The 11,906-nt window shown below is 63.8% G+C and carries 10 protein-coding genes; 6 read left to right on the forward strand and 4 right to left on the reverse strand.

Annotation, left to right across the window (positions count from 1 at the left end):
* A partial coding sequence (gmd, locus tag YUO_RS0118050; protein WP_028348552.1) for a GDP-mannose 4,6-dehydratase occupies positions 1 to 984 on the forward strand: 984 nt, incomplete at its 5' end.
* Positions 965 to 1,918 carry a GDP-L-fucose synthase gene (gene fcl / locus YUO_RS0118055; RefSeq protein WP_028348553.1) on the forward strand — a complete coding sequence of 318 codons (954 nt, stop codon included), beginning with the start codon at positions 965 to 967 and terminating at the stop codon, positions 1,916 to 1,918. The genes gmd and fcl, both read left to right, overlap by 20 nt.
* A 71-nt stretch (positions 1,919 to 1,989) precedes the next feature.
* On the opposite strand, the gene YUO_RS0118060 is transcribed toward fcl, so the two are convergent.
* The 3 genes from YUO_RS0118060 to galE all read right to left on the reverse strand — a co-directional run bounded on the left by YUO_RS0118060 (position 1,990) and on the right by galE (position 5,729).
* Positions 1,990 to 2,691, reverse strand: a complete 702-nt coding sequence (locus tag YUO_RS0118060; RefSeq protein ID WP_028348554.1) for a fumarylacetoacetate hydrolase family protein — start codon at positions 2,689 to 2,691, stop codon at positions 1,990 to 1,992.
* 99 nt (positions 2,692 to 2,790) lie between these two features.
* Positions 2,791 to 4,611, reverse strand: coding sequence for an ABC transporter ATP-binding protein (locus YUO_RS0118065; RefSeq protein ID WP_028348555.1), 1,821 nt, complete (start codon positions 4,609 to 4,611; stop codon positions 2,791 to 2,793).
* A gap of 104 nt (positions 4,612 to 4,715) precedes the next feature.
* A complete protein-coding gene (galE, locus tag YUO_RS0118070; protein ID WP_028348556.1) occupies positions 4,716 to 5,729 on the reverse strand; it encodes a UDP-glucose 4-epimerase GalE in 1,014 nt (337 codons plus the stop codon).
* 128 nt (positions 5,730 to 5,857) lie between these two features.
* On the opposite strand from galE, the gene YUO_RS0118075 reads away from it, so the two are divergent.
* Positions 5,858 to 6,904 carry a glycosyltransferase family 4 protein gene (locus YUO_RS0118075; protein WP_028348557.1) on the forward strand — a complete coding sequence of 349 codons (1,047 nt, stop codon included), beginning with the start codon at positions 5,858 to 5,860 and terminating at the stop codon, positions 6,902 to 6,904.
* Here the strand turns inward: YUO_RS0118075 and waaF are convergent.
* Complete coding sequence (gene waaF / locus YUO_RS0118080) at positions 6,886 to 7,950, reverse strand: lipopolysaccharide heptosyltransferase II (protein ID WP_028348558.1); 1,065 nt, start codon at positions 7,948 to 7,950, stop codon at positions 6,886 to 6,888. The two genes, YUO_RS0118075 and waaF, sit on opposite strands and share 19 nt — an antisense overlap.
* A gap of 165 nt (positions 7,951 to 8,115) precedes the next feature.
* On the opposite strand from waaF, the gene rfaD reads away from it, so the two are divergent.
* Genes rfaD through YUO_RS0118095 form a run of 3 tightly spaced genes read left to right on the forward strand, consistent with a single transcriptional unit; the run spans position 8,116 to position 11,867 of the window.
* Entirely contained in the window at positions 8,116 to 9,093 is a 978-nt protein-coding gene (rfaD, locus tag YUO_RS0118085) for an ADP-glyceromanno-heptose 6-epimerase (RefSeq protein WP_028348559.1), read from the forward strand.
* An 18-nt stretch (positions 9,094 to 9,111) separates the two neighbouring features.
* On the forward strand, positions 9,112 to 10,581 hold the full coding sequence (gene rfaE1, locus YUO_RS0118090) for a D-glycero-beta-D-manno-heptose-7-phosphate kinase (RefSeq protein ID WP_028348560.1): 1,470 nt from the start codon (positions 9,112 to 9,114) through the stop codon (positions 10,579 to 10,581).
* On the forward strand, positions 10,578 to 11,867 hold the full coding sequence (locus YUO_RS0118095; protein WP_028348561.1) for an O-antigen ligase family protein: 1,290 nt from the start codon (positions 10,578 to 10,580) through the stop codon (positions 11,865 to 11,867). Before rfaE1 ends, YUO_RS0118095 begins: the two co-directional genes overlap by 4 nt.
* Positions 11,868 to 11,906: the final 39 nt, after the last annotated feature.

Below are 11,906 nucleotides of genomic sequence, written 5' to 3' on the forward strand. Positions count from 1 at the left end.
GTCCACGGCATCAAGCGGCGGTCGTCCTCGTTCAACACGGCGCGGATCGATCACCTCTACCAGGACCCGCATTCCCGCAAGGTGCCGTTCCTGCTGCATTACGGCGACATGACCGACTCGACCAACCTGATCCGGCTGATGCAGCAGATCAGGCCGACCGAGATCTACAACCTCGCCGCCCAGAGCCATGTCGGCGTCAGTTTCGAAAGCCCGGAATACACCGCCAACGCCGACGCCATCGGCGTGCTGCGGCTGCTGGAGGCGATCCGCATCCTCGGCATGGAGAAGGAGACGCGGTTCTATCAGGCCTCGACCTCGGAGCTCTACGGCCTGGTCCAGGAGGTGCCGCAGAAGGAGACCACGCCGTTCTACCCGCGCTCGCCTTACGGCGTCGCCAAGCTGTACGGCTACTGGATCACGGTCAATTACCGTGAGGCCTACGGCATGTTTGCCAGTAACGGCATCCTGTTCAACCACGAGAGCCCGATCCGCGGCGAGACGTTCGTCACCCGCAAGATCACCCGCAGCGTCGCCCGCATCGAGACCGGCCTGGAGGAGGCGCTCTACCTCGGCAACCTCGAGGCCAAGCGCGACTGGGGCCATGCGCGCGACTATATCGAGGGCATGCACAAGATCCTGCAGGCGGATGCCCCGGACGATTTCGTGCTGGCGACCGGCGAGACGCGTTCGGTGCGCGAGTTCGTCGAACTGGCGTTCGCCGAAGTCGGCCGCCGCATCGAGTGGCGCGGCCAAGGCGTCGACGAGACCGGCGTCGACACAAAATCCGGCAAGACCGTGGTCCGCATCGATCCGGTCTATTTCCGCCCCACCGAGGTCGATCTTCTGGTCGGCGATGCCAGCAAGGCGCGCGAGAAACTGGGCTGGAAGCCCAAGACGTCGTTCGCCCAGATGGTCAAGGAAATGGTCGCGAACGATCTCGACGAAGCGAGGCGGGAGGTCGCCAATGGCAAGCCTGCCGTTTGAGCTGAAGGGCAAGACGGTCTACGTCGCCGGCCACCGCGGCATGGTCGGCGCCGCGCTGGTGCGCCGGCTGGCGCGGGAAGACGTCGAACTGCTGACGACGCCCCGCAATGAGGTCGATCTGCGCAATCAGGCCGCGGTCAATGCGTGGTTTGCCGCCAACCGGCCCCAGGTGGTGTTTCTGGCGGCCGCCAAGGTCGGCGGCATCGTCGCCAACAACACGCTGCGCGCCGAATTCCTCTACGACAATCTGGCGATTGCTTCGAACGTGATCCATGCGGCGCATCTCCACGGCGCCGAGAAGCTGATGTTTCTCGGCTCCTCCTGCATCTATCCCAAGCTGGCGCCGCAGCCGCTGCGCGAGGACTCGATGCTGACGGGGCCGCTGGAGCCGACCAACGAACCCTATGCGATTGCCAAGATCGCCGGGATCAAGATGGTGGAGGCCTATCGCAGCCAGTACGGCGCCGACTTCATCAATGTGATGCCGACCAATCTTTACGGCCGCGGCGACAATTATCACCCCGAATACAGCCACGTCGTCGCCGCCCTGATCCGCCGCTTTCACGAGGCCAAGGTTGCCGGCGCCAAGGAGGTCGTGGTCTGGGGTACCGGCACGCCGCGGCGCGAATTCCTCTATGTCGATGATCTCGCCGACGCCTGCATCCATCTGATGAAGACCTATTCGGAGAGTGAACTGGTTAATATCGGCACCGGCGAGGACATCACGATCGCCGAATTCGCCCGCGTGGTCGCGGCAATCGTCGGCTATACCGGAGCGATTAGTTTTGATGCCTCGCGCCCCGACGGCACGCCGCGAAAGCTGCTCGACGTCAGCCGCCTGGCAAAACTCGGCTGGCGGGCCAGCACGAAGCTTGAGGACGGCATCCGGCTCGCCTACCAAGCCTATCTCAGCGAGCACGCAATAACCAAGTAGAAATAGGCGTTTCTGCAATAAAAAAGCCCCGGATGTATCCGGGGCTTCTTGCTGTCGAAAGTATCGTCGGCCTATTCCGGCTTACCGATATTCACCTTCAGCGTGCCGACGCCGTCGACGCCGCACTCGATCTTGTCGCCGGGATTGAGCTGCGAGACCCCGGCCGGCGTGCCGGTCATGATGATGTCGCCGGCGGCGAGTTTCACCTGCTGCGAGAGCTGCCAGATGATTTCGGGCACGCTCCAGATCAGTTCGGTGAGGTCGCCCTTCTGCGTTTCCTTGCCGTTGACCGTTAGCCAGATCTTGCCCTTGGCAGGATGGCCGATCTTGGATGCGGGCTGGATAGCGGAGCAGGGTGCGGAATAATCGAAGGACTTTCCGACTTCCCACGGCCGCTCCTTCTTGCGCGAGGCGATCTGCAGGTCGCGGCGGGTGAGGTCGATACCGACGGCGTAGCCGTAGACATGATCGAGCGCCTTGTCGGCCGGGATGTTGAGGCCGCCGCTCTTCATAGCGACGATCAGTTCGACTTCGTGATGCAGGTCCTTGGTCAGCGGCGGATAGGGGATCGTGGCGCCGTCGGGAACCAGCATGTCGGCGTGCTTGGCGAAGAAGAACGGCGGCGCGCGCTCGTCATTGCCCATCTCTCTGATGTGCTCGAGATAGTTGCGGCCGACGCACCAGATGCGGCGAACCGGATAGGAGCCGGTCTCGCCGACAACGGGAAGCGTGGGCTGCGGGGCTGCTGATATGACGTAGGAGGCTGCGGTCATGAAAAGGGTCTCGGGTTACGGTGGAAATCCGGAGTCTTCTAGTTGAGCATGATCTTTTCGGAAAACCGGTGCCCACTTTTCCGGATCATGCTCTAGCTTTTACGCGGTTGCGCTGACCGGCGCCAGACTGGGCGGACCGGCTTCGCGCTGCTGCAGGCGGAAGAAGGAAGCATAACGCCCGCCGCGGCGCAGCAAATCGTCATGCTGGCCGCGTTCGACGATCTCGCCGGCCTCGACCACCAGGATGGCATCGGCATGCATGATGGTGTGCAGGCGGTGGGCGATCACGATGGTGGTGCGGTTCCGGCAGAGATGCTCGATCGCCTCCTGCACGGCTTTCTCGGACTCGGAATCGAGCGCCGCGGTGGCCTCATCGAGCAGAATGATCGGCGCGTTCTTGATCAGCGCCCGGGCCACTGCGATGCGCTGGCGCTGGCCGCCGGATAGTTGCGTGCCGTGCTCGCCGACCGGCGTGTCATAGCCGAGTGGAAAGCCCATGATGAAATCGTGCGCGCAGGCCGCCTTCGCCGCCGCCACGATCTCGTCCTGGCTGGCGCCTTCCTTGCCGAAGGCGATGTTGGCGCCGATCGTGTCGCGGAACAAATAGACGTCCTGGCCGACATAGGCGGTCTGCCGCCGCAGCGAGCGCCGCGACACGCTGGAAATGCTCTTGCCGTCGACCAGGATTTCGCCTTGGTTCACCTCGTAGAGCCGCAGCAGCAGCGCGAGTACGGTTGACTTGCCGCCGCCGGAAGGGCCGACCAGCGCGGTGGTCTTGCCGGGCTCGGCGACGAAGCTCATTCGATTCAGGACCGGCTCGCCTGGCCGGTAGCAGAAGGTCACGTCGCGGAATTCGACCCGCGCGTCAGTGAGCTTTAGCGTCGGCTTGTCACCGTCGTCAGGCTCGCTCGGTGGGCTGTCGACGATTTCGAGCAGCTTGCGCGCGCCGATCAGGTTGCTGTTGAGCTCGATGTTGAGCCGCGCCAGCCGCTTGGCCGGCTCATAGGCCAACAGGAACGCGGTCAGGAATGAGAAGAACTGGCCGGGCGAGGCGCCCATCGCGACCACGCGATAGCCGCCATACATCAGGCCGCCGGCGATCGCGAAGCCGCCGAGGGTTTCCATCAATGGGCTGGAGCGGTTGGAAACGCGCGCCATCTTGTTGGCGTTGCGCTCGACCGCGGCGATGCTGGCGTCGATCCGTTCGCGCATCGCCTGTTCGAGCGTAAAGGCTTTCACGGTGCGGATGCCCTGCAGCGATTCCTGCATCGTCTCCATGATGTCGGCGGTGCCCGAGAACTGGTTGTGTGCAAGACCCTTGATGCGCTTCACCAGCTTGCGCAGGACGATCATCGCCGGCGGCGCCACCGCAAAACCGAGCAGCGCCATCAGGGGATCGGTCATCACCATGACGACGACGAGCGCGATCAGCGACAGCAGATCGCGGCCAATGGCGTTGATCAGGAGATTGAGCACCTGCGTCACCGCGGTGGCGCCAGCAGTGAGCCGCGCCAGGAATTCCGATGAATGCCGCTCGGAGAAAAACGCGATGTTTTCGCTCATCAGCTTGGCGAACAGCCGGCGCTGGTTATTTGCGAGGATCGCATTGCCGATCTGCGACAGGATCACGGTGTGCCCGTAGGTCGCCGCACCCTTGATCGTAAAGATGACGACGGTGACCAGCGACAAGAGCGCAATCCCGCGCACATCCTTGTCGACATAGGCCTTGTTGATGACCTCGCCGAGCAGGTAGGCGGAACCCGCGGTTGTCACCGCCGCCAATCCCATCAGCGAAAAGGCGAGCAGATAGCGCCGCCAGTAGGCGAGCCCCTGTTCAGCGACGAGGCGCCGAATCAGGATCGCCGCACCATAGGGGTCGTCGGTGATTTTCTTCGGAGTTTCTGTAGGAAGTTCGGTCATCCGCGTTCCATTGACGGCGCCTGGATAGCCCGGCGCGTCAGGGCTGCTGCGATGCCTCCTTGCCCGCTTAGAGAGGCTTTTTCAAGCCAAATAAGCGCTTGATTTCAGGCCGATTCCGCACGCTGCGGAAGGCCACCGCGTTCGCTGAACAGTCGCTTTTCCCAGGTCAGCGCGTGGCCGGCAATGGTTTCGAGATTGTCGTATTGCGGCGTCCACTCCAGCATCGAACGAATGCGGCTGGTATCGGCAACCATGGTCACGATGTCGCCCGGGCGGCGCGGCGCATAGGAGACCGCGAAATTGCGCATCGAGACGCGGCGGACGGCCTCGATGGTTTCCAGCACCGAATAGCCGCGGCCGTAGCCGCAGTTCAGCGTGATCGAGCTTCCACCGCCTCGCAGGTATGACAGCGCGGCGCGATGGGCCTCCGCGAGATCGCTGACATGGATGAAATCGCGGATGCAGCTTCCGTCTGGCGTCGGGTAGTCGGTTCCGTACACGTCGACCTTGGCGCGCTGCCCGGTGGCGGCTTCGACCGCAATCTTGAACAGATGCGTCGCGCCGACGGTCGAGAGGCCACAGCGGCCGTTCGGATCGGCGCCGGCGACGTTGAAATAGCGCAACACGACGTACTTCATATCGTGTGCACCGGTGACGTCATGCAGCATGATTTCAGTCATCAGCTTGGATGAGCCGTAAGGCGACATCGGCCGCGTCGGCGCGTGTTCCGGCACCGGCACCTGGTCCGGATTGCCGTAGACGGCAGCCGTTGACGAAAAGATGAAGCGGCTGACTCCACTCTTCACCGCTGAATTCAAGAGGCTGCGGGTCGTCATGGTGTTGTTGCGGTAATAGCCGAGCGGATCGCGCATCGAATCCGGCACCACGACGGAGCCGGCGAAATGAATGATGCTCTCGACGCGGTGCTGGGCGATCACGCCCTCGACGAGATTTTCGTCCCCGGCGTCGCCGATGAACAGCGGCACGGGGCGGGGCAAAAGCGAGGAAAATCCGGTGGACAGGTTGTCGATCACGACGACGCTTTCGCCGGCGTCCACCAGCGCATGAACCGTATGACTTCCGATATAACCGGCGCCACCGGTGACGAGCACGGTCATGGGTCACCTCTCCCGATTTATTTGCAGGCAATGCTAGGGGGCTCGCGGTGAAGAGGGGGTTTCGGCGCTGGCGAACTGGCCACTATGCTTAATGTTGCGTATAGGAACTGGCCGAAACGGAGCCGGACGTGCCGATCGAGAACAATTTGGCCAGTGATCTGCAACTGATCGTGCCGAATCTGCACAGGCGCTATTCGGGCGTCACGGCGACCAACCGGATGGTGGCGCCGAAGCTCGCGCAAATGTACCGCGCAGCATGGCTCGGGCCGCACGCGCCCGACGCCATCGCGCGGATGGGTTTTGCGGATCTGTTGAAACTCTGGCGGCATCGCAACTCCCTGATCTGGCACGCGCGACGCAATGACGAGATGATTGTCGGCGTCTTGCTGCGTGCGCTGGGCTGGCCGCTGAAACTCGTCTTCACCTCGGCGGCGCAGCGGCATCACACCTGGCTGACGCGCTGGCTGATCCGGCAGATGGATGCCGTGATCGCAACCTCCGAACTGTCGGCGTCGTTTCTCAAACGCGAGGCGACGGTCGTGATGCACGGCGTCGATACCAACGCCTACGCGCCGCCGGCCGATCGCGCCGCAGCGTTTGCCGAGGCGAAACTGCCAGGACATTACGCGATCGGCTGCTTTGGACGCGTGCGCGCGCAAAAGGGCACGGACGTGTTCGTCGAGGCGATGTGCCGGCTGCTGCCGCGCTATCCCGATTTCACCGCCGTCATCGTCGGCGCGGTCGTGCCGGAGCAGCAGGGTTTTGCCGATGGCTTGAAACGGCAGATCGAGGCGGCCGGGCTGCAATCGCGCATCGTCATCACGGGCGAGCTCGAAATCGAGGAAGTGCAGCGCTGGTACCAACGGCTGACGATCTACGCCTTCACCTCGCGCAATGAAGGCTTTGGCCTGACGCTGATCGAGGCGATGGCGGCAGGTGCGGCGCTGGTGGCGGCGCGGGCAGGCGCAGCGGAGTTCGTGGTCGAGGACGGTGTGACCGGCGTGCTGACGCCGCCGGGCGATACCGAGGCGCTGGTCGCGGCGCTTGAGCCTTTGATGCGCGATCCGGCCTCGGCACATGCGATGGGCGAGCGGGCGCGTGCGCGCGTGCTGGAAAAGTTCAGTCTTGAGGCGGAGGCAAAGGCGATCGCCGCAGTCTATCGCACGCTCGATTGAGCCATCACGCGCTGCGCGATGTCGGCGACGTCAGACGCCGCGATGTCACGCATGCAACGATGGTTGTTCATGGTGCAAACCGTGCGCTGGCAGGGCTGACAGGCGAGCTTCGATTTGGTCTGCAGCACCGTGGCGGCAAGGCCGTTCAGCGGCGCCCAGAGATAGGGGCTGGTGGGGCCGAAAATGCCCATGGTCGGCGTGCCGATCGCGGCCGCGATGTGCATCAGGCCGGAGTCGTTCGAGATCGCCACGCTCGCCGCCGCCATCGCCAGTATGCCGTTGCGCAAGTCAGTCCCGGTGAGGTCGCGGGCCTTGCCGCCGGTGGCGGAGACGATTTCCTGCGCCAGTGCCTTTTCGCCGGGACCGCCGACCACCCAGACGTCGAGGCCGCGCTCGATCAGGAGCCGCGCGGCTTCCGGATAATAGGTCCATCGCTTTGAGGCGCCGACGGAGCCCGGGCCGAGCGCTACGGCGGGGCCCGTGCCGAGCCCGCTCGCCTGCCGCCAGCGGGCCGTTTCCTCCGGCGGAACTACGAGCTGCGGCACTGGCCATTCCGGCGGCAGCGGCGTGCTGTCGGGCAGCGCCAGCGCGGCATTCTTGTCGATAAAGCGGGGCAGGGCCTTTTCGCCCCAGCGCATCCGGTTGATCAGCCCGAATCGCGCCTCGCCGAAAAAGCCGACGCGCTCGGGGATGCCGGCCAGCGCGGGCGCAATCGCCGCCTTCCAGGTGCGGGGCAGGACGAGGGCGGTTCCATAACCGCGGGCGCGCAGTTCGGTGGCGAGGCCCCGCTGCTTGGCCAGCGCAAGCCGGCTGCGCGGCAGGTTCCAGACGATGCCCGCCCGGACACCGGGCATATAGTCGACCAGCGGTGCGCAAAGGGGGGTCACCAGGAGGTCGACCGGGCGGTTCGGCCAGCGCTGCTTTAATACCCGCACCACGGTATGGCCGCGGACGAAATCGCCAATCCACATATAGGGAACGATCAGGATAGGCCTGGTGTCGGCGCTATCTTCCATTTCGATCCCATTTGGTGAATTGAAATTCATATCTTGGCTTATTTCGTCGCTAACCGATTGCCGGCCCGTCGGTAGCCGCTCGAAGGCGACACGTAAAGCCGGTCGATTCGGTCTTCGATCCGCCGAGGAGCAAAGTTGCCTGCCGCGCGGGAGTGAGGCAAAGCTTTCGCCCGAACAATCATGGCAGGGGATGGCATGTTGCTGGTGACCGGGGGTGCCGGTTTTATCGGGTCGAACGTTGTGGCTGCGTTGAATGACGCCGGCCGGGACGTCGTCGTGTGCGACGTGCTCGGCCATGACGGCAAATGGCGCAATCTGGCCAAACGCCGGCTGGCCGATTTTGTACCGCCTTCGGAACTGATGGACTGGCTGAAGGGCCGCCGGTTGGAGGCGATCATCCATCTCGGCGCCATTTCCGAGACCACGGCGACAGACGGCGACCTGGTGATCGAGACCAATTTCCGCCTGTCGATGCGGTTGCTCGACTGGTGCACGGCCAACGCCACGCCGCTGATCTACGCGTCCTCGGCCGCGACCTATGGCGACGGCGAGCAGGGGTTTGGCGACGACCAGTCAATGGACGCACTGAAGCGGCTGCGGCCGATGAACCTCTATGGCTGGAGCAAGCATCTGTTCGACATGGCGGTCGCCGAACGCTCAGCGCGCGGCGAACGGCTGCCGCCGCAATGGGCGGGATTGAAGTTCTTCAACGTGTTCGGCCCCAATGAATATCACAAGGGCACGATGATGAGCGTGCTGGCGCGGCGCTTCGACGACATTAAGGCCGGCCGTCCGGTGCAATTGTTCAGGTCGCATCGCGAAGGGATCGCCGACGGGGACCAGCGGCGCGACTTCATCTATGTCGACGACGTCGTGCGCGTCACGATGTGGCTGCTCTCGACGCCTGATGTCAGCGGCATCTTCAACGTCGGAACCGGCACGGCGCGCAGCTTTCGCGATCTGATGCTATCGGCCTATGCCGCGCTCGGCATCGCACCGAACATCCAGTATATCGACATGCCCGAGCAGATCCGCGGCAGCTATCAGTACTTCACCCAGAGCGAGGTCGATCGGTTGCTGAACGCCGGGTATAATGGCGGCTTTACCGCGCTCGAAGATGCAGTCGAAACCTACGTGAAGGTTTTTCTCGATCGTCCCGATCGCTTTCGCTGATGGGCACCAGGTAGACAGATGTTCGATTTTGAAGCCCTGAGCCAGGCGATCCCAAATCAGACCGTGCTCTGCGTCGGCGATCTCATGCTCGACGAGTTCGTCTATGGCGACGTATCCCGTGTTTCGCCGGAAGCGCCGGCGCCCGTTATCGCGGTCCAGCGTAGCGAGACCAATGTCGGCGGTGCCGGCAACGTCGCGCGCAACATTGCGTCTCTCGGCGCACGGTGCATCTTTGCCGGCCTGATCGGCGAAGACGAGGCGGGTGCGAAGCTGAAGACCGATTTGGCGCGGGAAAGCCTGATCGAGGCCGTGCTGGTATCCGATCCTTCCCGCCCGACCACGCGCAAGGTGCGCTTCGTCTCAGAGCATTTTTCCACCCATATGCTGCGCGCGGATTGGGAGCAGGCCGTGCCGGCCCCGGCCGATGTCGAGCAGCGGCTGATCGATGCGATCCTGCCGCTTGTGCCCCGCGCCGACATCGTGCTGCTGTCCGACTACGCCAAGGGCGTGCTGACGGCGCGCGTCATCCGCAACATCATCGACGCCGCGAAGAAGCTCGGCAAGCGCGTGATCGTCGATCCCAAGAGCGCCAATTTGGCGATCTATCGCGGCGCCACGCTGCTGACACCCAACCGCAGGGAGTTTGCGGCGGCCACGCGCAGCCGCGACACCGACAAGAACATTGCCGAGGCGGCGCAGGATGCGATGCATCTGGCCGATTGCGAGGCCATTCTGGTGAAGCAAAGCGAGCACGGCATGACGCTGGTGCTGCGCAGCGGCGAGACGATCCACGTGCCGGCGCTGCCGGTCAAGGTGCGCGACGTCTCGGGTGCGGGCGACACGGTCGCTGCATTGCTGGCGCTGACTCTGGCTGCCGAGGCCGATTGGGAGACTGCGATGCGGATGGCGAATGCGGCGGCGGCCGTCGTCGTCGGCAAGAAGGGCACCGCTACCGTGACGCCCGCGGAGCTGCGGCGGAAAATCCTGCCGCATGCGTCGCTGGCGGCCGAAGAAAAGATCGTGCCGGCAGGCGGCGATCTCGCCGTGCATCTGGCAGAGTGGCGCCGGCAGGGGCTGCGCATCGGCTTCACCAATGGCTGCTTCGATATTTTGCATCCCGGCCACGTCAAGGTGCTGACAGCGGCGCGCGGTGCCTGCGACCGCCTGATCGTCGGCCTCAACAGCGATGCCTCGGTAAAACGATTGAAGGGCGAGGGACGCCCAGTGCAGGATGAGCGGGCGCGCGCCGAAGTGCTGGCAGCGCTGGAGGCGGTCGATCTCGTCGCGATCTTCGCGGAGGACACGCCGATCGACCTGATCACGCGGGTGAGGCCGAGCGTGCTGGTAAAGGGCGGCGATTATACGCGCGAGCAGGTCGTCGGCCACGAGATCGTCGAGGCCACCGGCGGCGAGGTCGTGCTCGTCGATATCCTGCCGGGCCACAGCACGACGTCGCTGGTCGGCCGCGCGAGGGGAGGCAAGGCGTGAGCGCGAACGCAGCTACGACGTCGATCGCCAAGGCGCTGCCGATCTGGCGCGATTCCGCCGCATGGATGAAGGTGAGCGACCTCGTCGCGGTCCTGCTTGCGCTGTCGCTGCCGTGGTCGACTTCGCTGGTCGGTATTTTCGGCGCTGTGCTTCTGGTCACGGTTGCGCCGACGATAGAGTTGAAGGGCTTTCTTGCCTCGCTGAAGCGCCCGATTTCCGCGCTGCCGATCGCCCTGTTCGTTCTAGCGTTTGCTGGAACCCTGTGGTCGGACGCCGCTTGGGGCGCGCGATTCTATGCCGTGGGGCCGGCCGCGAAGCTCCTGGTGCTTCCGGTCCTGCTCTATCATTTCGAGCGCTCGGCGCGCGGGTCGTGGGTGTTCGTGGCGTTCCTCGCTTCGTGCACGCTCTTGATGCTTATGTCCTGGCTGGTGTTTCTCCGTCCTGAACTTTCGTTGCGGACGCCGGAGCTCGCCGCACGCGGCATCTTTGTCAAGAACTACATCGCCCAGAGCCAGGAATTCACGCTGTGCGCGGTTGCGCTGGCCTATCCGGTTATCATGCTGCTGCGGGCAAAGCGGATTGCGCTGGCCGTGCTGCTCACCGCCATCGCCTTCGGCTTGTTCGTCAACATGGCGTTCCTGGTGGTGTCGCGCACGGCATTGGTCACGGTGCCGATCATGTTCGCGGTGTTTGCACTGTTGCATCTGAGGTGGCGCAGCATCGTCATCATCCTGTGCGTAGCGGCCGCGTTCGCCGCCGTTGCCTGGCAGACCTCGCCGGCGTTGCGCTGGACCGCGGAGACGTTTGCCCGGGACTACCAGCTCTACAAGGAACAAAACATCCCGACATCGATCGGGCTGCGGCTCGAGTTCTGGCGGAAGTCACTCGGCTTCTTTGCCGAGGCACCGCTGATCGGCCATGGCACGGGCGCGACGCGCGGCCTGTTCGAGCGCGTCGCCACGCACGACTCATACCAGGCCAGCAGCGAAGTGATCGGAAATCCCCATAACCAGACGCTCAACGTTGCGGTGCAATGGGGCATTGTCGGTGTCGTCATTCTGTACGCGATGTGGCTGTTGCATTTGCTCCTGTTCCGTGGCGATGGGCTTGCGAATTGGATCGGGCTTTTGGTCGTAGTGCAGAATATCTTCACCTCGCTGTTCAACTCCCACATCTTCGACTTCCATGAAGGCTGGATGTATGTGCTGGGCGTCGGAGTTGCCGGAGGCATGGTGCTCCGCGCCAGATCAGAGGCAATGGAATCTTCCGGAACAGTCCGGCCATGATCTGGCATGCACGCCAGAGATGAGATATCAGCGGGCGAA

It is taken from the genome of Bradyrhizobium murdochi, from assembly GCF_000472965.1.
GTDB lineage: Bacteria > Pseudomonadota > Alphaproteobacteria > Rhizobiales > Xanthobacteraceae > Bradyrhizobium > Bradyrhizobium murdochi.